This is a genomic window from Pseudomonas sp. BN515, assembly GCF_029873155.1.
In the GTDB taxonomy this organism is placed as follows: Bacteria; Pseudomonadota; Gammaproteobacteria; order Pseudomonadales; family Pseudomonadaceae; genus Metapseudomonas.
This window is the reverse complement of the sequence record NZ_SSOH01000080.1, coordinates 70,520-91,000: the sequence shown is the minus strand read 5'-3', so window position 1 is coordinate 91,000 and position 20,481 is coordinate 70,520. Positions and strand designations below refer to the sequence as shown.

Genomic DNA, 20,481 nt, shown 5'->3' with positions numbered 1-20,481 from the left:
CGACCCATCGTACAAACTGCTTTGCGAATGAATTCGCCCCCACAAAGCGGTGCCAAACGAGGGCCGGTAGTCCACCCCGCGCAGCACAAAAAAAGCCCCGATGGCCCCCGTTCGGGAAGGGGCACATCGAGGCATCAAGCGAGGGTAATCTTCAAACCACTTACATCACTCAGGACACGCGGCGCGCCTTGTCCTTCCAATATTTCTCCCGCACCTGGCGGCGCAGGACCTTGCCCACCACGCTCACCGGCAGTGCTTCGACGAAGAGGATCGACTTGGGCGCCTTGAAGCGGCCCAGGCGGCCTTTGACGTGTTCGATCAGGGCTTCAGGCGACACCTCCTGGCCGGCCTTGAGCATCACTTCCGCGTGCAGTGCCTCGCCCCACTCCTCGTGGGGCACGCCCACCACCGCCGAGTTGGATACGGCCGGATGGGCGTTGAGGGCAGCCTCCACTTCGACGGCGTACACGTTGAAGCCACCGGTGATGATCATGTCTTTCTTGCGATCCACCAGGTGCAGGAAGCCCTGGTCGTCCAGATAGCAGAGGTCGCCAGACTTCCAGAAACCATCGACGAACTCGGCGGCGCTGGCCTCGGGGTTGCCGAAGTAGCCGGAAACGGTGCCTCGGGAGCGCACCCAGAGTTCGCCGGTAGCGCCCTGTTCAAGCGGCTTGCCGTCGTCGTCGACGATGATCACTTCGGCACCGGCGGCGATGCGCCCGGCAGAGCCGATCTGGCTGTCGGAGGCGTCCAGGTGGTCGGCCTTGCCGAGGATGGCCACGGCGTGCAGGCACTCGGTGGCGCCGTAGATCTGCATGAAGATATTGCCGAAGCGTTGCTGGGCCTGGCGCAGCTTGGCCGGACTCATGGGGGCGGCGCCGTAGGCCAGGGTCTGCAGCGAGGAAAGGTCGTAATCGGTGGCTTCCGGCATTTCCAGCAGCCGGTAAATCATGGTCGGCACCAGCAGGGTCATGGTGATCCGCTCGGCGGCGATGTTGCGGCACAGCTGGGCCAGGTCCGGCACGTTCTGGGTCAGGGTGCAGCCACCACGGAACAGGGTCGGCAGTAGTCCGAGGCCGGAGCCATGACTGATGGGAGCCATGTGCAGGAAGCGGGTTTCCGGCTGGTAGGGCTGCTCGCTCTCCATGTACATGGAATCGCGCAGGGCGAGCCAGTTGTCCATGGTGTAGGGCACGCACTTGCTGACGCCGGTGGTGCCGCCGGTAAAGCGGTAGGACACCACGTCATTCTGGGTTTCATGGGCGATGTCCGGGGTCGCGTCGGAGACGCCTTCGAGCAGGTCCCAGAAGTACAGCAGGCCGTCACGGGGTTCAGTTGGCGGGTCCATGCAGACGACCTGGATGCCCTGTTCGTGGAGCAAGTCGAAGTAGCGATCAAGCAGCGGGTTTTCCAGGAACACTGCCTTGGGGCGGATCAGGGCGATCTGCGAGCGGTGCTCTTCCAGGGAATCGCGGAAGTTGGTGTAGGCGCCGGCGGCTTCGCCCTTCATGGCGGTCCAGGCATGCACCAGGGACAGGTTGTCGTTGTCCAGGATGCACAGGTAGACGTCGCCACGCTGCAGCCCAAGGCGCTCGCGCAGCATGTTGGCGATGCGGTTGGTGAGTGAATGCAGCTCGCGGAAGGTGTAGCGGCGTTTGCGCTCGATGTTCACCAGCGCTTCGCGGTCGGCGAAACGTACGGCGAGGTTGCCCATGGTCCGGGCGAAATTCATTTTTGTCGTCATTGTTGTTCTCCCTCCTGTAGCCCGGTTGGCCGGCGATAAGCGTGCAGCCCCGCGTGCCTTTTACAAGGCAGGCGGGGCTCCGTCCAGCGCGGGGTCAGGCGCCCTTGATGCCTTTCATGGCGGCTTCGACGAACAGCAGCACCTGCTGGTTGGCGTCGTTACGCGGGCCGGCGCTGCTCCAGTCGGTGATTTGCGCCAGGTGGGCCTCGATGGCTTCCGGCGACAGCTCGGCGTCGTTGATGTACACCGGCGCGGTTTCTTCCATGCGCACAGCGGAGAACACGCCCGCGCCAGCGCCGAGGACCAGCTTGGTCGGCGCGTTTTCGCTGACCAGGAACAGGGCGCCCGGGGTCACTTGCTCGGGGCGACTGGCTTTCAGCAGCTCTTCCGGCATCACGTCCGCGGTCATGCGGGTGGCAGCCATCGGCGCCAGGGTGTTGACCAGGATGTTGTTCTTGCGGCCTTCGATGGCCAGCATGTTCATCAGGCCCACCAGCGCCATCTTGGCAGCGCCGTAGTTGGCCTGGCCGAAGTTGCCGAACAGGCCGGCGGCGGAGGTGGTCATCAGGATGCGGCCGTAGTTCTGCTCGCGCATCAGGTCCCAGACGGCCTTGGTGCAGTTGATCGAGCCCATCAGGTGGACATTGATCACCGCGTGGATATCGGCCATTTCCATCTTGCTGAAGGATTTGTCGCGCAGGATGCCGGCGTTGTTGATCAGGATGTCGACACGGCCGAAGGCTTCGACGGTCTGACGGACCAATGCCTGGACCTGCTCGTAGTCGGCCACGTTGGCGCCGTTGGCGATGGCGGTGCCACCGGCCTGGCGGATTTCCTCAACCACGGCCAGGGCGGCATCGGTCGAGCTGCCGGAGCCGTCGCGGCTGCCGCCGAAGTCGTTGATCACCACTTTGGCGCCGCGAGCGGCCAGTTCAAGGGCGTGGACGCGGCCCAGGCCGTTGCCGGCGCCGGTGACGATGGCGACGCGATCATCGAAGCGAATGGTCATGCTGTATTTCCTCTCTTGAAGCGTAGTTGGAGGGAGAACGGCGGGGGAGACTGCGTGGATTCCCCGGGGTCGCCGTTCTCCGTAAAGGGTCAGGCGCGGGCGAAGATGCCGACGTGCTCGGTCGATTCCTCGACGCGCCAGAGGCCGCCGCCGTTGCCCTGCAGGGCGATGCGGGCGCCTTCGACCTGGCGCTTGCCGCAGTCGCCGCGCAGTTGCTCGACCAGCTCGAAGATCTGGCCGATACCGGTGGCGCCGATGGGGTGGCCCTTGGATTCCAGGCCGCCCGACGGGTTGACCGGCAGCTTGCCGCCCAGGCTGAAGTCGCCGCGCTCGGCCATCACACCGCTCATGCCCGGCTCGCAGAGGCCCAGGGCTTCGATGGCGAGCAGCTCGCCGATGGCGGTGGCGTCATGCACTTCGGCCACGTCGATGTCCTGCGGGGAAACGCCGGCCTGCTCGAAGGCGGCCTTGCCGGCCAGGTGGGTGCAGCCCTTGTCGAACTCGTCGGCGGCGCGGGCCGAAGCCGAGCGCACCACACTGGCCAGCACCTTGATCGCGCGGCTCTTGTCGAAGCCGTATTTCTTCAGCGCCGATTCTGTGCAGAGGATAGCGGCGGCGGCACCATCGGAGATGGGCGAGCACATCGGTAGGGTGATGGGGTAGGTGATCGGCGGCGCGGCGAGGATTTCCTCGATGCTCATGGCATTGCGGTACTGGGAGCGCTCGTTGTGCACCGAGTGACCGTGGTTCTTGGAGGAAACGGCGGCCAGTTGGCGTTGGGTGATGCCGTAGCGCTCCATCAGGCCGCCACGGCCGAGGGCTGCGTAGACGTCCATGAAGGGGCTGTAAGGCTTCTCGGACTGGGAACCAGGCGGCGGCACGATGCCCTTGCCCATGGCGGCCAGGTAGTTTTTGTTCTCCTCGAAGGTCTCGATGTCCCAGGCGGATTCGAAGGCGGAGAACATCTTCATCTTGTCGCTGTAGAACATCTTCTCCGCGCCCACGGCAATGGCCACGTCGGCGGCACCGGCGCGCAGTTGGGTGACCGCCAGGCTGAAGGCATGGCTGGAGGAGGCGCAGGCGCCCTCGATGTTGAAGATCGGGATGCCGTCCAGGCCCAGCGGCAACAGCGCCACCTGGCCACGGATCATGTGCTGGCCATCGAAGTGGCCCTGGGTGCAGTTGCCGAAGAAGCCCACCTGGACCCATTTGCGGTCACATTTGGCGTCCTTCAGGGCGTCTTCCACCGCCCAAGCGGTCAGCTGCTTGATGGTCTTGTCGGTGTGGCGGCCGAAGGCGGTCATGCCCACGCCGACGATATATACATTTTCCATGGTTGCCTCGTATCTCTCTGGGAAGGCTGGATCAGTAGCCCTTGAAATCCGGCTTGCGCTTCTCGGCGAAGGCGCGCACGCCTTCTGCCATGTCGTAGGAGCGCTGGTGGTTGCGCAGCTCCAGGAGTTCCTGGCGCAGGGCGTCGGCGCGCGACTTGTCGCCCGCTTCGTTGGCGACTTTCTTCATCCGGCGCAGCACCAGCGGGCTCTTGTCGGCGAGCTTGTCGCCGATGGCCTGTACGCGGTCCACCAGTTCGGCATCGGCTACCACTTCGCTGACCAGGCCGTACTGCTTCATGTCCTGGGCCGGCAGGGAATCGCCGGTAAAGAGCATGTACTTGGCGATGTTTTCCGGGATCTTGCGCGGGAGTACGGCGGCACCGCCGCCACCCGGGAAGACGCCGAAATTGGAGTGCGCATCGCCGAAGCGGGCGCTCTGGGCGGCGATGACGACATCGCAGCACAGCACGGTTTCCAGGCCACCGGCGAGTGCCAGGCCGTTGACGGCGGCGATCACCGGCTTCGGATAGACGCGCAGCAGATCGAAGAAGGCGACGATGGTGTCCAGCAGGTCCGGCTCGCCCGGCTGGGGCGTGCCGCTGGCTTTCAGGTCGGCCCCGGCGCAGAAGGCCGGGCCGGTGGCGGTCAGCGCAATCACGCGCACGCCGGCGTCGTCTTCCCAGGCATGCAGGCGGGCGATCATGGCCTCCAGCATCTCCCGGTTCAGGGCGTTCATGGCTTTCGGGCGCGTCAGGGTGATCCAGCCCACCTGACCCTTCACCTCAAAAGAAACGGACTCGCTCATCTCAGCTCCTCGATAGCAATGCAATTGGCGTTTCTGCCTGGATTCGAACTTACGCGAGGCCGTCTACGCCGATCCCCCCCCGTTGCGGACGGGGCCGGCTTCCGCCCGGTTGTAGCAGGATGCGGGCGACGTCCGGGCAATGCCCGAAGCCGGGTGAAGCCCACACCTGGTCCCGTTCGGAATGGGGCCGGACCGTCTCGAACAAGTACAAGGGCGGAGAAAACCAACATGCATACATCAGTCATCAATGCCGACGACCTGCTGGTCACCACCAAGTTCTCGCCCCCGCGCCTCAATGCCCGGCACATCCCCCGTGCGCACCTGCTGGCTCGCCTGCGCGAGGCCCAGCAGTGCAGCGCGACCCTGATCACCGGCAGCGGGGGATTCGGCAAGACCATCCTGCTCGCGCAATGGCGCCTGGAGTTGATGAAGGCCGGGCTGGACGTGGCCTGGATTTCCTTCAGCCTCGACGACCGGCACTTCGCGAGTTTCCTCGCCTACCTGTTGTCGGCCCTGCAGCGCCTGGGTATCCGCATCGAACAGGAATGGTTGCAGAGCGATGGCGGCGAGCAGTCGATCAATGCCCTGGTGGCCATCGTCACCCACGGGGCGGAAGCCGTCGGCCGCGAACTACACCTGTTGATGGATGACTTCCACCATGTGGAAGCGCCCGCCGCCCACCGCTTGATGCAGAAACTGCTGGATCACTGCCCGGCCAACCTGCATATCGCTATCGCCTCGCGGACGACGCCGCCGCTGAGCCTCGGGCGTCTGCGCATGCAGGGACACCTGGCGGAGATCGATTTCGCCGAACTGCCCTTCGACCTGGACGAAACCCGCGACTTCCTCCAGCAGAATCTCGGTGCCCTCAAGCTAAGCGCCGACGAAGAGCACCTGATCCATGACCTGACCAGCGGCTGGCCGGCCAGCCTGCAACCCATCGCCACCCTGTTACGGGCACGCCCGACCAAGCGCACGCAGCTGCGCTCGATCCTCGCCAAATCCAGCGACTTGCAGGCCTACCTGGCCGAAGACGTGGTGGCCTGCCTGCCGCCCGAGCTGCTCGGATTCATGGAGAAGGTCTCGATCTTCCGGCGCTTCAATGCCGATCTGGCCGAGTTCGTCACCGCCAGCCCGCGCGCACCGGAGCTGATGAAGCGGGCCGAGGACGAGAACCTGCTGATCTACCGCATCGAATCCGAGGACAGCGCGCCCTGGTATCGCTTCCATCCGCTGTTCGGCGAGTTCCTGGTGCAGCGCCTGGCGGCGCGCGGGGCTGCTGAAGTGGAGACGTTGCACCGGCGTGGCAGCCAATGGTTCGCCGAGCATGACTACCTGGTGGAGGCTGTTCGACACGCCAACCTGGGCGGAGACCTGGACTATGCGCTGGAGGCCATGGAGGAAGCGGCTTCGACCAGCTGGAGCATGGCCTACGTCAGCCCGATGCTGCATCTGCTGGAGCGTCTGCCGCAGGACGTCCTGTTCGCCCATCCACGGCTGTTCATCATGGGCTGCCTCACCTACGCCTTCACCGCGCGGCCTGAGAAGGCGCAGCGCTGGCTGGAGCAGATACGCCGCACCGAAGCGGCGCGTAATCCCGCGGTTTCGTCGAAGCTGGTGCTGGCGGATGCCGCCATTGCCCTGCAACTGGACCAGCCCCGGCGGGTCATTGGCCTGCTGGAACCGGCCCATGAGGTGCCCCTGGACAACCATTCGCTGCACTACATCGGGCTCTCGGCACTGGTCACCGCCTACCTCGCCGTAGGCCGACTCGACGACGCCCGCCGGTTGCACGAACGGCAGCCGCTTCACTTCGAGGACCGCGACAACGACATGGCCATGGTCTTCGAAAACACGCGTGCCCTGACGAGCCTGCGGTCCGGCGATGCCCTGGAAGCCGAGCGCCTGGGGTCGAGCATTCTCGCCCGAGCCGAAGAGGCCTATGGACGCGGCTCGGTCTCCGCCAACCTGTGCGCGGCCACGCTCTGCGACGCCTACTACGAGCTGGATCGCCTCGACGACGCCCTGCGGGTGCTGGCCAATCGCAGCGGCATCCTGCGTTCGTCCATGCCGGATGTGATGGCCCGCGCTTCGCTTTGCCGTGCGCGCATCGCTGCCCAGCGTGAGTCGCACCAGGCCGCGCTGGACTTTCTCGAAGCGCAGGCCGCGCATTTCCATGTGCTGGGCCTGGACCGCCTGCTGGCGCTGATGCTGGCCGAGCAGGTCCGTCTGCTCCTGGAACAGGGCGAGCAGCGTCGCGCCACGGCGCTGGTATCGCGCCTGGCCGACCTCGAAGCGGCTCAGCGTCCGACCGCCGAAGCGCGCTACGAAATCGCCCACATAGCCACCTTCGCCCGTTCACGGCTGGCGCTGGCGGGGCGTGATCCGGCTTGGGCGGTGGAAGGCCTGGCCATGGTGGGCAAGGGCGCTGAAAAGCAGGGGCGGGCGCGCACGCTGGTCAAGGTCAGACTGCTCGCCGCATTGGCCCATGACGAACTTGGCCAAGGGGATGAAGCCGATGAAAACCTTCAGGCCGCCCTGGAAGTGGCCGCTCGGCATGGGCTGGTCCGCACCGTTCTCGATGAAGGCCGGGCGGTGGTCGAACGCCTGCTGCAATGGCGCGAAAAGGCTCGTCCCGAAGCAGCGGTGGCCGACTACCTGGACCGCCTCTTCGAATGTGACGAGGCGGAAGCCGAGCAGCTGCCGTCCATCCCGCAGCCTCGCGCGGTGGCCGGCGCACCGCGTGCAAGCCTGACCCCGCGAGAGGTGGAAATCCTCGGCCTGGTGGCGCAAGCGATGTCCAACAAGCGCATCGCCCTGACGCTCAACATCACCTTCGGCACGGTGAAGTGGAACGTGAAGAACATCCTCGCGAAGTTGGGTGTGTCGAGCCGCTACGCGGCGATTTCCCTGGCGCGCCAGCAGGGGTTGCTGAAGTAGCTGGACGTCCTTCCGGGGGCGGTTGCCCCTACCGAGAGGGGAGGCGCGGACGCGGAGCCGTCGCCTCCATGCTGCGGACATTGCGCCAGGTGCAACCGCCCGCGTGACGCGTTTGCGCCGGATCGATCCGGGTGGCGTCCGGTCGGCGGCGGTAGCAGCGCAAGGCATCGGAACTTCGACCCAGGTCAAGAGGAAGCATATGAGCGATACATCCGCAGCATTCCTGAGCGAGCAGGAAATCATGATCCGCGACGCCGCCCGCAAGGTGGCCCAGGAAGTGGTGGCAACCACGGCCGCCGAGCGCGACCGCACTGGAGCCTGGCCCCGCGACGAGCTTAAGGCGGTGGCCGAACTCGGCTTCCTCGGCATGCAGGTTCCCGTGGAAGCCGGCGGCTCGGGCATGTCCTTCCCCGAGTACTGCCTGGCCATCCAGGAGTTCGCTGCAGCCGACGCCGGCTTCGCGACCATCCTCCATGTCCACAACGGCATGACCGACATGCTCCATCGTTTTGGCACCGAGCGGCAGAAAGAGAAATACCTGGCCGGGATGATCTCCGGCGAGCTGATTGCCGCTGGCCTGCTGACTGAGCCCCAGGCCGGTTCGGATACCGCCGCATTCCGCACCACCGCGCGTCGCGAGGGTGACTGCTACGTGCTCAACGGCAGCAAGCAGTTCATCTCCAACGGCAACGAGGCTGGCATCGCCTTTGCCATCGCGGCGGTGACCGACACCCCGGAAGGCCGCAAGGGCCCCAGCATGTTCATCATCGACCCGCGCGAACCCGGCTACACCGTGACTCGCGTGGAAAGCAAGATGGGACAGCGCTCGGCACATGTGGCAGCCATCCAACTGGATAACTGCCGCGTACCGGCGGAGAACCTGCTGGCCGAGGAAGGCACTGCCTACAAGCGTCTGATGGCGACCCTCTCCGAAGGCCGCATCGGTATCGCCGCGGTGGCCTTGGGCGGTGCCCGCGCCGCCCTGGAAGCCGCCGTGAAGTACGCCAACGAGCGTGAAGCCTACGGCGCGCCGATCATCAACCTGCAAGGCGTGGCCTTCGACCTGGCCGACATGGCCACCCAGTACGAGGTCGCCCAGCATTTCACCCTGCACGCGGCCCGGCTGCACTTCGCGGGCGTGCACTGCGCCAAGGAGGCCTCCATGGCCAAACTGTTCGCCAGCGAAATGGCCGAGAAAGTCTGCTCTGAAGCCCTGCAGATTCATGGCGGCTATGGCTACCTGAACGACTTCCCGGTGGAGCGCTATTGCCGCGACGTTCGGGTCACCAAGATCTACGAGGGCACCAGCCATATCCAGAAAGTGATCATCGCTCGTCACCTGTAGGTGGGGTGAAATCCCTTGTAGGAGCTGGCTTGCCAGCGAATGCGGACCCTTTCGCTAGCAAGCTGGCTCCTACGGTTCGTCGTCGTATCGAGGAGGAAAATGGACGTGACTGACAGTGCAGTGCTCTACGAGAAGATCGGCAAGACGGCGCTCATCACCCTGAACCGGCCGCAGAAGCGCAATGCCTTCGAGGCAGCTATCAACGAAGCCTTGCCGGAAGCCGTAAAGGCGGCGCGGGATGACCGCTCCGTGCGCTCGGTGGTGCTGACCGGCGCGGGCGGAGCGTTCTGCTCCGGTTTCGACCTGGGCAGCCTGGAGGAGGGCGAGGACGGCACCTTTGCCGGACGCAACCTGGTGCTGGGTTTCCACGACTGGTTCGCCGATCTGATCGACCTGGAAAAGCCCGTGATAGCGGCAGTGGATGGCGTTGCCGTGGGCGCGGGGTTCTCCCTGGCCCTGGCGGCGGACTTCATCTTCGTCACCCCGCGTGTGCGGCTGCTGCCCACCTTCCTCAGCCTGGGGCTGGTGCCGGATCTTTCGATGCTGCATGTGCTGCCACGGCTGGTGGGCTTGGCCAAGGCCAAGGAGATCATTTTCTCCGCGCGCGCCCTTGATGCCGACGAGGCGCTGGCGCTGGGGCTGGCACAAGCGATCCTGCCGCAGGAACAACTGGTGGACAGCGCCTTGCGCTTCGCCGCGCAGTTCGACGATGCCCCGGCCGATGCGCTGGGCATGGCCAAGACCCTGCTCAACCGCTCGTTCGAGACCGACCGCCAGGCCATGACCCAGTTCGAAGCCGCCGCCCAGTCGTTGTGCGGGGCGAGTCGCTATCACGCCGAGGCGGTGCGGCGTTTCCTGGCCAAGGAAGGGCTGCCTTATCGGGGTGCGGTGCGTCCAGCGTCCTGAACCAGGACAGGTAGGGTGGGCTTCAGCCCACCATCGCAGGTCAGCGTGGGCTGAAGCCCACCCTACACGACTGTGCCGGAGTTAAATCGGGCGTTACCCATCCTACGAACTGAACACCGGCACAGACAGCCCCCTCTCCCTCTGGGAGAGGGTTGGGGTGAGGGCAGTCACTAGCTGGCACGATGTCTCGCCATATCGCGATTGAATCGGTCCTACAGGGCAGGACTGCGTCCTGCTTGGCGATTGAAATCGCCCCTACAGGCCTGTCGAATCCCCCACACCCCACGCACCGTCCGTCCTCGACGCCATAAACCACCACGCCTGGCGTCCATTGCCACTGCCGCTGACACCCACATCCGCTAACGTGCCCGGATCATCCATGCTCGGTAGCAAGCGGATTGCGTCCGGGGAGGGGCCCTCAGTCCCAGGCTATCCAAATGGGGAGGGGCGGACCGCTGGAGGGGCTGCCTATCCTTGAGGCTCAAAAGCCTGCCGCCCAGTGCCAATACCGGGCGAGCGCCGCTGGCGCCTGCGGGATACCCACAGTTGAGGAGAAAGACATGAGGCAGAAAGTCGTCGTCGCCGGTGTAGGCATGATCCCGTTCGTGAAGCCGGGCCAGAGCGAAACCTACGCGGTCATGGGCGAGCAGGCCGTGCGCCTGGCCCTGGCGGACGCCGGAGTTGGCTATGAGTCCATCCAGCAGGCCTATGCCAGTTATGTCTTCGGTGACTCCACCTGCGGCCAGCGCGTGCTCTACAACGTGGGCATGACGGGCATCCCGGTGCTCAACGTGAACAACAACTGCGCCAGCGGCTCGTCGGCGCTGTACCTCGCGAACCAGGCCATCAGCAGCGGCATGGTGGACATCGTCCTGGCCTTCGGCTTCGAGCAGATGATCCCCGGCGCCATCAACAGCGCCTTCGCCGATCGTCCCAGCCCGCTGGAACTGTTCCTGGAGCAGTGCAACGAAGCCATCCCCGGCGCCGCCGAGATTCCCGCCGCCCTGCGCATCTTCGGCAGCGCCGGCGTCGAGCACATGAAGCGTTTCGGCACCCCGCTGGAAACCTTCGCGAAGATTCGCGCCAAGGCCAGCCGACACGCGGCAAACAACCCGAAGGCGGTGTTCCGCAAAGTGGTCACCACTGAGGAAGTGATGGCCGACCAGGTGGTCTGGCCGGACGTCATGACCCGCCTGATGGCTTGCCCGCCCACCTGCGGCGCTGCTGCTGTGGTGCTGTGCAGCGAGGCTTATGCGCAGAAGCACGGCCTTGATCGCAGCGTGTCGATTGCCGGCCAGGCACTGACTACCGACGGCGCGGAAACGTTCAAGTCCGGCGACATGCGTGATGTGGCAGGCTTCTCGATGTCTCGCGCCGCCGCTCGCCAGGTTTACGAGATGGCCGGCATCGGCGCCGATGAAGTCAACGTGGTCGAACTGCATGACTGCTTCGCCCAGAACGAACTGCTGACCTACGAATCCCTGGGCCTGTGCCCGGAGGGCGGCGCGCAGAAGTTCGTCGACGACGGCGACAACACCTACGGTGGCCGCTATGTGGTCAACCCGTCCGGTGGTCTGCTGTCCAAGGGGCACCCCATTGGTGCCACGGGTCTGGCCCAATGCACCGAGCTGGTCCAGCAGCTGCGCGGCCAGGCCGAACAGCGCCAGGTAGAGGGCGCACGCATCGCTCTGCAGCACAACATCGGTATCGGTGGCGCCTGCGTGGTGACCATGTACCGCAAGGACTGACAGGGGAAACCTGATGGATTTTCAACCTGACGCCAGCCTCGCGGCTTTCCGCGAGGAGGTCCGACAGTTCCTCCGGGAGGTCCCGGAGGAACTGAAAGGCCAGCAGCGCTGCACTCGCTCGCCGCGCGAGCAGATCATGCGCTGGCAGAAACTGCTCAACCAGCGTGGCTGGGGCGCCCCCTACTGGGCGAAGGAACATGGCGGCACCGGCTGGTCCGTGCCGCAGATCCTGGTGTTCGATGATGAGTGCAGCGCAGCTGGCACGCCGACCCAGGACGCCTTCGTGCACAAGATGCTAGGGCCGGTCCTCAACGCCTTCGCCACGCCGGAACAGAAGGCCGAACATCTGCCGGCCGTCTTCAACGGCGAACGCCTGTGGTGCCAGGGCTTCTCCGAGCCGGGCGCCGGTTCCGACCTGGCATCCCTGCACACCCGCGCCGTGCGTGATGGCGACCACTATGTGGTGAACGGCCAGAAGACCTGGACCAGCTATGCACACCATGCCGACTGGATCTTCCTGCTGGTACGCACCGACACCGAAGTGAAGAAGCAGGCCGGCATCAGCTTCCTGCTGGTGGACATGAAGACGCCCGGCGTCACCGTGCGCCCGATCCGCAGCATCGACGATGCCCATCACCTGAACGAGACCTTCTTCGACAACGTGCGGGTGCCGGTGCAGAACCTGATCGGCGTCGAAGGGCAGGGCTGGAGCATCACCAAGTTACTGCTCAACAACGAGCACGCCACCACCGCCGACCTGCCCGAGCTCAAGCGCTACATGCGCGAGCTGCGGATGATTGCTACCACGCTGCATGTGGGCGACCAGCTGCTCTGCGAGCGACCGGAGTTCGCCCACAAGCTGGCGCGCCTGGATGCCGAGCTGCAGGCGGTGGAAATGCTGGTGCAGCGCGTGGCTCGCCTGGAGCAGCAGCACAATCCGGCGTCCCACAGCCTCGGTTCAATGCTGAAGGTCCGTGCCACGGAGCTGCAGCAGCGCATCACCGAGACCCAGATCGAAGCCCTGGGGGATTACGGCGCCATCGCCTATCCGCATCCCCACGAGTCGGACCCGGAGCAGCCGTACCCGCTACAGCGGCTGGCGCGCGGCATCTCGAACGACATGTTCCTGCGCCGGGCCTCCACCATCTACGGCGGAACCAGTGAAGTGCAGCGCGGCATCATCGCCAAGTTGCTGTTCCAACTCTGATAGCAGGACATCGGCATGGATTTCGAACTCACGTCGGAACAGCAGCTGTTGAAGGACAGCGTGCGCCGCTACATCGACAAGGCCTACAGCTTCGAGGCACGCACCGCCTTGCTGCAGGCCGGGAAGAACGGCAGCGCCGACAACTGGGCCCTGTTCGCCGCCAACGGTTGGCTGATGGCCGCGCTGCCCGAGGAATACGGCGGACTCGGTGGCTCTCTGCTGGAAACCGCGATCATCGCCCAGGAGCTGGGCCGCGGCCTGGTGCTGGAGCCCTACCTGGGGTGCGCCGTGCTGGCCGCCCAGACCCTGGCGGCTGCCGGCAGCGCCGAACAGAAGTCGCGCTGGCTGCCGCAACTGGCGGAAGGTACGTGCCGCATCGCCCTGGCCTACAGCGAGCCCGGCTCCCGTGGCATGCCCGAACCGGTGACGCTGCGCGCCGAGCGCAGTGGCGACGGCTTCGTCCTGCATGGCCTCAAGAGTCTGGTGTTGGGCGCGCCCGATGCCCAGGCTTTCATCGTGTCCGCAAAGGTCGCAGGCACGACGGGCGTCAGCCTGCTGCTGGTGGACGCCGATGCTGCAGGGTTGGAGCGTCAGGCGCTGCCGCTGCATGACGGCACCTGGGTGGAAGAACTCAATTTCGACGGCGTCGAGGTGGCGTCGGACCGTTTGTTGGGCGAAGCGGGGCAAGGCTTGCCGGCCCTGCGTGAAGGTCTGGCCCACGGCATCGTTGCGCTGTGCGCCGAGCTGATTGGCGGCATGGAAAAGACCCTCGAAGTCACCGCCGACTACCTCAAGGTGCGCAAGCAGTTCGGTGTACCTATCGGCTCGTTCCAGGCCCTGCAACACCGCATGGCCGACATGGCCGCGGAGCTGGAACTGGCGCGTTCGATGCTGCACGTGGCGCTGGCCTCCATGACCAACGACGACGAGCCGACCCGGCGCAAGACCCTGTCCGGCGCCAAGATGCTGATTGGTCGCGCGGCCAAGGTCGTTTGTGGCCAGGGCATCCAGCTGCACGGCGGCATCGGCATGACCGAGGAATACCTGGTGGGGCACTACTACAAGCGTGCTGTGGTCGCCGACCTGTTGCTGGGCAGCAGCGACAGCCACGAAGCGGCCTGTGCCACCGCCCTGCAGGCTGAGCTGCGCGCCTGACCAAGCCATTTCGACCATCTGGAGAAAACAATGAAAAGCTACGAAACGCTGGCCGAACTTCAGGGCCTGGTGGGTGAGGTCGTGGGCACCAGCGACTGGGTGACCATCGACCAGAACCGCATCAACACCTTCGCCGAAGCCACTGGCGACCATCAGTGGATCCACGTCGATCCCGAGCGCGCCGCCGCCGGCCCCTTCGGCAGACCGATCGCCCACGGCTTCCTGACCCTCAGCCTGCTGCCGACCTTCATGACCAATGCCTTCGAGCTGCGCAACGTGAAGATGGGCGTGAACTACGGCCTGAACAAGGTGCGCTTCGTCCAGCCGGTGCCAGTGGACAGCCGTCTGCGCGGGCACTTCAAGGTGCAGTCCTGGGAACCGCTCGAAGGCAATGGTGCGCAGATCACCTACGAAATGACCGTAGAGATCGAAGGCGCGGCCAAGCCGGCTTGCGTAGCCGAGACCATCTTGCGGGTATTCGCCTGACGCGCATCGCCACCGCCTGAAGGAAACGCGGCCACAAGCCCGTTTCCGCAGTACAGAAACGCCACGCCGTGCCTCCGGGTACCGCGTGGCGTTTCTGCATTTGGCGCCTTCATTCCGCCCTCTGCGAGCGGCCCTCCATCCCCCCCTCCATGCTCCAATAAGGGGGGGGCGAGGGGAGGGGGCTGTTGGTTAAAAAAACGCTGCCGGGAAAGCAGTTCACCCGCCATGAAATGTTCGCCATGCCGTGAGCTGGGCGCCGTTTCAAGGGGGTGATCCCGGACCTGTACGGCAAGTCCGCATTGACCTGAGGTGGGTCGACGACACATCGGCGTCGACCGTCGTTCCAGCTGGTAACGGCCTGTTCCTCAAGAGGCGTGGCGCGCTTTACGAGACGTTCAAAACCACAATCTCAGAGGGTGGAGACATGACTAGACTGACAAGAACCCTGATCGCAGCCAGCCTGCTGGCCGCGCATGCAGGCGTGCTCCATGCAGCAGTGACAGCGGAAGAAGCCAAGCAACTGGGTACTTCCCTGACCCCGGTCGGTGCCGAAATGGCCGGCAACGCCGACGGAACCATTCCTGCGTACACAGGTGGCCTGAACACGCCGCCGCCCGGCTTCGACAAGAGCAAGGGCATTCGCCCGGACCCCTTCGCCAGCGAGAAACCGCAGTTCTCGATTGACGCCAGCAACGTCGATACCTACGGCGACAAACTCACCGAAGGCACCAAGGCACTGATCAAGAAACTGCCGGGCTACCGCCTCGACGTCTACCCGACACACCGCACCGTAGGCTACCCGCAGTTCGTGCTGGACAACACGCTGAAGAACGCCACCAGCGCCAATTTGACCAACAACGACGAAACGCTCACGGGCGCCCATGCCGGCGTTCCATTCCCGATGCCCAAGCGCGGAATCGAGGTGATGTTCAACCACCTGGCGCGCTACCAGGGCCTGTCCTGGGTCGCACCCAAGTACGGTGCCTACAACGTCGACGCGGCGGGCAAGCTGGTGACCTCCACCCAGGGTCGCTGGACCTACGAGATGCCGTACTACGACGCCTCCAAGAGTGGCGACGACATCCTGCTCACCCGTGCCCGTGCCAACTACACCGGCCCCGCGCGTCGTGCCGGCGAAGCGGTGATGACCTTCGACTACACAGCTACCGAGCGGGGACGCAAGGCCTACCAGTACCTGCCCGGCCAACGCCGCGTGCGCCTGGCCCCGGACCTGGCCTACGACACGCCGAACGCCAGTACCTCGGGTATGTCCACCATCGACGACATCAACCTGTTCAACGGCCGGATGGACCGCTTCGAGTGGAAGCTGGTGGGCAAGAAGGAAATGTACGTCCCGTACAACACCTACCGCTTCACCTATGCCGAGACGCCCGAAGAGGTGTTCGGTCCGAAGTTCATCAATCCGGACCTGGTGCGCTGGGAACGCCACCGCGTCTGGGTGGTCGAGGCGACCCTCAAGCCGGGCATGCGCCACGTCTACTCCAAGCGCACCTACTACATCGATGAAGACAGCTGGACCGCCCTGGCCGTGGACCAGTACGACGGTCGCGGGCAACTGTGGCGGCCTGGCTTCAGCTACCTCACCCAGATGTATGACGTGGGCGGCACCAACAGCACCGCCGGCCACTACGACCTGATTGGCGGGACCTATTACATCAACGTCTGGCCGGGCAAGGCCGGTGTGGTGGTGGCGGACAAGCTGACGTCGGACAAGGGCTGGACCTCCGATAGCCTGGCGGGTGCGGGTATTCGTTAACTCCGGACGGGGAGTGTTGGGCGGAACCGAGCTGGTCGGTTCCGCCTTTTTTGTTTGGGGTGGACGGTGAGCGGAGGCCGTAGCTTGAGTAAGCAGTCGGTTCCTAACTTTCAGACCGCGAGTGGTTCCAGCATTGATTGTCCCTAGCCGGCGCGAGTCACCCCTCGCCCTCTGGGAGAGGGGCGGGGGTGAGGGCTGTGTCCGGCTGCGCGGAGCCAAGCAAGGACCTCCTGCCTGAGATGTGAATCCACTTGCAGACCTAACTCCAAGCTACGGCCTTCCCTCACCCCCAGCCCCTCTCCCGCAAGCGGGAGAGGGGTGCCTCGCGCCTGCAATGGCCAAACCATCCTGAAACCTCCAGAAAAAAGCCCCGGTATCTCACCGGGGCTTCACCACATTCAGGCGCCGATCAGGACACCCGTCTTGCCTGATCCTTCCAGTAGCGCTCCCGCACCTGCCGGCGCAATACCTTGCCCACTGCGCTCAAGGGCAGGGCGTCGACGAAGGTCACCGACTTCGGTGCCTTGAAGCGGCCCAGGCGCTCCTTCACCAGTTCGATCAGCTCCTCCTCCGCGATGGCCATGCAGGGCTTGAGCACCACCTCGGCGTGCACGGCCTCGCCCCATTTGTCGTGGGGCACGCCGACTACGGCGGACATGGATACGGCCGGATGGGCATTGAGGGTCGCTTCCACTTCCACCGCATAGACATTGAAACCGCCGGTGATGATCACGTCCTTTTTGCGGTCGACGATGAACAGGTAGCCGGCCTCATCCAGGTAGCCCAGGTCGCCAGACTTCCAGAAGCCGTTGTGGAACTCGGCGGCGGTGCCTTCCGGGTTGTTGTGGTAGCCGGAGATGGTGCCGCGTCCACGCAGCCAGATCTCGCCGGTGGCTCCGTGCGGTACCGGATTGCCGGCATCGTCCATCACCACCAGTTCGATGCCGATGGTGGGGCGCCCGGCGGAGGCGAGGCGGCCGGCCTGAATGGCAGTCAGGTGATCGGCCCTGGTCAGGGTGCAGACCGCCTGGGCGCATTCGGTGGAGCCGTAGAGCTGGAAGAAGATGTTGCCGAAGCGTTGCTGGGCCTGCTCCAGCTTGGCCGGGCTCATGGGGGCGGCGCCGTAGAAGAGGGTCTGCAGGCTGGACAGGTCGTACTGGGTGGCTTCCGGCAGTTCCAGCAGCCAGCCCACCAGGGTCGGCACCATCAGGGCGGTGGTGATGCGCTCCGCCTCGACGTTGCGGCACCAGGCCTTGAGGTCGGCGGCGTTCTGGGTGACGGTGCAGCCGCCACGGAACAGCGTGGGCAGTAGCGAAAGGCCCGAGCCGTGGCTGATGGGGGCGATGTGCAGGTAGCGGGTGCGGTCATTGAAAGCCTGACCCTGCTCGCTGTCGGCGTACATGGAGTCCCGTGCGGCCAGCCAGTTGTCGATGGTGTAGCGGGCACATTTGCTGCGCCCGGTGGTGCCACCGGTGAAGCGGTAGATCAACACATCCTCATGCACATCCGACTCGACTCCGGGCTCTTCTTCGGTCACGCCTTCGAGCATGTCCCAGAAGTACCGGGCATAGGCATGCCGAGCGGGAGGAGGGTCCATGCAGACCACCCGGGTTCCACTCTGGCGCAGTATTTCGCCGTACTGGTCCAGGAGCTCGGTCTCGATGAAGACCACCTTGGGCCGGATGAACTCCACCTGCCAGCGGTGTTCTTCGAGGGCGTCGCGGATGTTGGTGTAGGCGATGGCCGCTTCGCCCTTGAATGCGGTCCAGGCGTGCAGCAGCGAGAGGTTGTCGTTCTCCAGGATGCACAGGGCCGTATCGCCACGGTGCAGGTCCAGACGACCGCGCATCATGTTGACGATACGGTTGGTCAGCCGGTGCAGCTGATCGAAGCGGTAGCGCCGATTGCGCTCGACGTTAACCAGGGCTTCCTGGTCGGCATAGCGCAGGGCGGTCTGGCCCATGACGCGGGAGAAGTTCATCTTCATCGCGGTCTCCGTTTGTTGTTCTGGTTGGTGGAAATCGCATTCTAGGAACGCCCCTGTGCCGCAACCCCTCCCGTCTGGGGAGGGGAAAGCACGGACGGGATGACCTCTTGCACGCCCACTCCTAAGTGGGGGGGACTGTCTCCGGTCATCCCTCTAAGGTGCCCTGGCAGTTCCCAATTTCCCGAACCACTTGCGAGGCGTTCCATGCGCACCCTGGCGTTCAATACGACCAAATCCATCCTCATCGAATGCGGTGCTGCGCGCCGCCTTGCAGCCTCCGTACGTGGCATGGGCTGCCAATCGGTACTCATCGTCACCGACCCTGGTGTCCTGAAAGCGGGTCTGCTGGACTCGGTGCTGCCCGAACTGGAGCGCGACGGGCTTCGGGTAGCAGTGTTTTCCGATGTCCAGGCCGATCCGCCCGAATCGGTGATTCTCGCGGCGGTGGAGGCTGCCAAGGCCAGTTCGGCGGATTGCGTGATCGGCTTCGGCGGCGGCAGCTCCCTGGACGCCGCCAAGCTGACCGCCTTGCTTGCCCGCAGTGGTGAATCCCTGGCGGAGTCCTATGGCATCAATGTGGCCAAGGGGCCGCGCCTGCCGCTGATCCTGGTGCCGACCACGGCGGGCACGGGTTCCGAAGTCACCGCCGTATCGGTGGTAACCACCGGCGCCGGTGAAAAGAATGTGGTGATTTCGCCGCTGCTCCTGCCTGACCTCGCCGTGCTCGACGCCGAGCTGACCCTCGGCCTGCCGGCAGCCGTCACCGCCGCCACCGGTATCGATGCGATGGTGCATGCCATCGAGTCCTATACCAGCCGGCACCTGAAGAACCCGATCTCCGATTGCCTGGCCCGCGAGGCCCTGTGCCTGCTCGCGACCAACCTGCATGAGGCCTGCCGCAACGGCGCCAATCTGGAAGCGCGGGAAAACATGTTGCTGGGCGCATGCCTTGCCGGCATGGCCTTTGCCAATGCGCCAGTGGCGGCGGTTCATGCGCTGGCCTACCCGCTGGGCGCGCGCTTCCACATTCCCCATGGGCTGTCCAACTCGCTGGTGCTGGAGCCGGTGGTCCGCTTCAACCTGGAAGTGGCCGCGCCGCTGTATGCGGAGCTGGCGGATATCGTCCTGCCCGGTCTCGGCGGCGATGCGCTGGCAAAGGCCAATGCACTGGCGGATTACCTGGGCGGTCTGGCCGGCGAGCTGAAGTTGCCCACGCGTCTACGTGAGCTAGGCATCAGCCAGGCCGATATCGAGGACCTGACGATCGATGCCACCCGACAGACTCGCCTGCTGGGCAACAACCCCAGGGAGCTGGGCATCGACGACATCCGCGCCATCTACGAGAAGGTTCTATGAGTCACGCACGTCCCACCCGCAGCCAGTTCTCACACTTCACCAGCATGCCCAGCCGCTGGGGCGATCATGACTCCTACGGGCACGTCAACAATGTGGTCTACCACTCCTACTACGAGTCCGCCGTCAGCCTTTTCCTGGTGGAGCAGGGGACCTTGGACATCGCTACCAGCTCGGTCATCGGGCTGATCGTGGAGAACTGCTGCACCTACTTCTCGTCGATCAGCTTCCCGGACCGCATCACCATCGGCATGCGCATCGCGAAACTGGGCAACAGCAGCGCCCGCTATGAGCTGGCGCTGTTCCGTAACGACGAGCAGGAAGCCTCTGCGGCGGGGTACATCGTCTACGTCTATGTCGACCGGGCCAGCAACCAGTCGACGGCCATTCCGAAGCATGTGCGAGCGGCATTGATGAAGTTGGTGGATTAGTTCGGGCTTGCGCCGACGTCGGCCGGCCCTCGATACAATCCTGTAGGGGCGAATTCATTCGCCAAGCAGGACGTAGTCCTGCCCGCTTTTGTGTGAGCGAATTCATTCGCGAAATGGATTGGCACCGAGCTAGCCTGAACCTTCCCTCACCCCCGGCCCCTCTCCCTGAAGAGGAGAGGGGTGACTCCCGGCCCACCTACGGCGCAATCCTGTGGGGTGCGACCCTGTAGGGGCGATTTCAATCGCCAAGCAGG

Annotated in this window: 15 protein-coding genes; 10 read left to right on the top strand and 5 right to left on the bottom strand. The window is 64.8% G+C overall.

Features of this window, described 5'->3' with window-relative positions:
- Positions 1-169 precede the first annotated feature (169 nt).
- The 4 genes from E8E91_RS22410 to E8E91_RS22395 form a co-directional block, all read right to left on the bottom strand.
- Positions 170-1,744 carry an AMP-binding protein gene (locus tag E8E91_RS22410; protein ID WP_280378923.1) on the bottom strand — a complete coding sequence of 525 codons (1,575 nt, stop codon included), beginning with the start codon at positions 1,742-1,744 and terminating at the stop codon, positions 170-172.
- Between the two features lie 94 nt (positions 1,745-1,838).
- Complete coding sequence (locus E8E91_RS22405; RefSeq protein ID WP_280378922.1) at positions 1,839-2,753, bottom strand: SDR family NAD(P)-dependent oxidoreductase; 915 nt, start codon at positions 2,751-2,753, stop codon at positions 1,839-1,841.
- 89 nt (positions 2,754-2,842) lie between these two features.
- Entirely contained in the window at positions 2,843-4,087 is a 1,245-nt protein-coding gene (locus tag E8E91_RS22400) for a thiolase family protein (RefSeq protein ID WP_280378920.1), read from the bottom strand.
- A 31-nt stretch (positions 4,088-4,118) separates the two neighbouring features.
- Positions 4,119-4,892, bottom strand: a complete 774-nt coding sequence (locus tag E8E91_RS22395; protein ID WP_280378918.1) for an enoyl-CoA hydratase/isomerase family protein — start codon at positions 4,890-4,892, stop codon at positions 4,119-4,121.
- Positions 4,893-5,120: 228 nt separating this feature from the next.
- Here E8E91_RS22395 and E8E91_RS22390 point away from each other — a divergent pair, with 228 nt between their 5' ends.
- The 8 genes from E8E91_RS22390 to E8E91_RS22355 all read left to right on the top strand — a co-directional run bounded on the left by E8E91_RS22390 (position 5,121) and on the right by E8E91_RS22355 (position 16,456).
- On the top strand, positions 5,121-7,832 hold the full coding sequence (locus E8E91_RS22390) for a LuxR C-terminal-related transcriptional regulator (protein WP_280378916.1): 2,712 nt from the start codon (positions 5,121-5,123) through the stop codon (positions 7,830-7,832).
- Positions 7,833-8,031: 199 nt separating this feature from the next.
- Positions 8,032-9,177 carry an acyl-CoA dehydrogenase family protein gene (locus E8E91_RS22385; protein ID WP_280378915.1) on the top strand — a complete coding sequence of 382 codons (1,146 nt, stop codon included), beginning with the start codon at positions 8,032-8,034 and terminating at the stop codon, positions 9,175-9,177.
- Between the two features lie 105 nt (positions 9,178-9,282).
- Positions 9,283-10,083 carry an enoyl-CoA hydratase/isomerase family protein gene (locus E8E91_RS22380; RefSeq protein WP_280378914.1) on the top strand — a complete coding sequence of 267 codons (801 nt, stop codon included), beginning with the start codon at positions 9,283-9,285 and terminating at the stop codon, positions 10,081-10,083.
- Positions 10,084-10,643: 560 nt separating this feature from the next.
- A complete protein-coding gene (locus E8E91_RS22375) occupies positions 10,644-11,831 on the top strand; it encodes a lipid-transfer protein (RefSeq protein WP_280378913.1) in 1,188 nt (395 codons plus the stop codon).
- A 13-nt stretch (positions 11,832-11,844) separates the two neighbouring features.
- Positions 11,845-13,038: an acyl-CoA dehydrogenase family protein gene (locus tag E8E91_RS22370; RefSeq protein WP_280378912.1), complete on the top strand. Its 1,194-nt coding sequence runs from the start codon at positions 11,845-11,847 to the stop codon at positions 13,036-13,038.
- Positions 13,039-13,053: 15 nt separating this feature from the next.
- Entirely contained in the window at positions 13,054-14,193 is a 1,140-nt protein-coding gene (locus tag E8E91_RS22365) for an acyl-CoA dehydrogenase family protein (protein WP_280378911.1), read from the top strand.
- Positions 14,194-14,223: 30 nt separating this feature from the next.
- Positions 14,224-14,679 (top strand): MaoC family dehydratase, encoded by a 456-nt coding sequence (locus E8E91_RS22360; protein ID WP_280378910.1) that lies wholly within the window; start codon positions 14,224-14,226, stop codon positions 14,677-14,679.
- A gap of 424 nt (positions 14,680-15,103) precedes the next feature.
- A complete protein-coding gene (locus tag E8E91_RS22355; RefSeq protein ID WP_280378909.1) occupies positions 15,104-16,456 on the top strand; it encodes a DUF1329 domain-containing protein in 1,353 nt (450 codons plus the stop codon).
- A gap of 409 nt (positions 16,457-16,865) precedes the next feature.
- Here the strand turns inward: E8E91_RS22355 and E8E91_RS22350 are convergent, their stop codons facing one another.
- Positions 16,866-18,443, bottom strand: a complete 1,578-nt coding sequence (locus E8E91_RS22350) for an AMP-binding protein (RefSeq protein ID WP_280378908.1) — start codon at positions 18,441-18,443, stop codon at positions 16,866-16,868.
- Between the two features lie 204 nt (positions 18,444-18,647).
- Here E8E91_RS22350 and E8E91_RS22345 point away from each other — a divergent pair, with 204 nt between their 5' ends.
- Together E8E91_RS22345 and E8E91_RS22340 are read left to right on the top strand one after the other, a co-directional pair.
- Positions 18,648-19,799, top strand: a complete 1,152-nt coding sequence (locus E8E91_RS22345; RefSeq protein WP_280378907.1) for an iron-containing alcohol dehydrogenase — start codon at positions 18,648-18,650, stop codon at positions 19,797-19,799.
- Positions 19,796-20,227: a thioesterase family protein gene (locus E8E91_RS22340; RefSeq protein ID WP_280378906.1), complete on the top strand. Its 432-nt coding sequence runs from the start codon at positions 19,796-19,798 to the stop codon at positions 20,225-20,227. The genes E8E91_RS22345 and E8E91_RS22340 overlap by 4 nt, the downstream gene beginning before the upstream one ends.
- The last annotated feature ends 254 nt before the right edge of the window (positions 20,228-20,481 follow it).

Coding starts and splice junctions, on each gene's coding strand:
- E8E91_RS22410 (WP_280378923.1), bottom strand. CDS start 1,744: ATGACGACAAAAATGAATTTCGCCCGGACCATGGGCAACCTCGCCGTA.
- E8E91_RS22405 (WP_280378922.1), bottom strand. CDS start 2,753: ATGACCATTCGCTTCGATGATCGCGTCGCCATCGTCACCGGCGCCGGC.
- E8E91_RS22400 (WP_280378920.1), bottom strand. CDS start 4,087: ATGGAAAATGTATATATCGTCGGCGTGGGCATGACCGCCTTCGGCCGC.
- E8E91_RS22395 (WP_280378918.1), bottom strand. CDS start 4,892: ATGAGCGAGTCCGTTTCTTTTGAGGTGAAGGGTCAGGTGGGCTGGATC.
- E8E91_RS22390 (WP_280378916.1), top strand. CDS start 5,121: ATGCATACATCAGTCATCAATGCCGACGACCTGCTGGTCACCACCAAG.
- E8E91_RS22385 (WP_280378915.1), top strand. CDS start 8,032: ATGAGCGATACATCCGCAGCATTCCTGAGCGAGCAGGAAATCATGATC.
- E8E91_RS22375 (WP_280378913.1), top strand. CDS start 10,644: ATGAGGCAGAAAGTCGTCGTCGCCGGTGTAGGCATGATCCCGTTCGTG.
- E8E91_RS22370 (WP_280378912.1), top strand. CDS start 11,845: ATGGATTTTCAACCTGACGCCAGCCTCGCGGCTTTCCGCGAGGAGGTC.
- E8E91_RS22365 (WP_280378911.1), top strand. CDS start 13,054: ATGGATTTCGAACTCACGTCGGAACAGCAGCTGTTGAAGGACAGCGTG.
- E8E91_RS22360 (WP_280378910.1), top strand. CDS start 14,224: ATGAAAAGCTACGAAACGCTGGCCGAACTTCAGGGCCTGGTGGGTGAG.
- E8E91_RS22355 (WP_280378909.1), top strand. CDS start 15,104: ATGACTAGACTGACAAGAACCCTGATCGCAGCCAGCCTGCTGGCCGCG.
- E8E91_RS22350 (WP_280378908.1), bottom strand. CDS start 18,443: ATGAAGATGAACTTCTCCCGCGTCATGGGCCAGACCGCCCTGCGCTAT.
- E8E91_RS22345 (WP_280378907.1), top strand. CDS start 18,648: ATGCGCACCCTGGCGTTCAATACGACCAAATCCATCCTCATCGAATGC.
- E8E91_RS22340 (WP_280378906.1), top strand. CDS start 19,796: ATGAGTCACGCACGTCCCACCCGCAGCCAGTTCTCACACTTCACCAGC.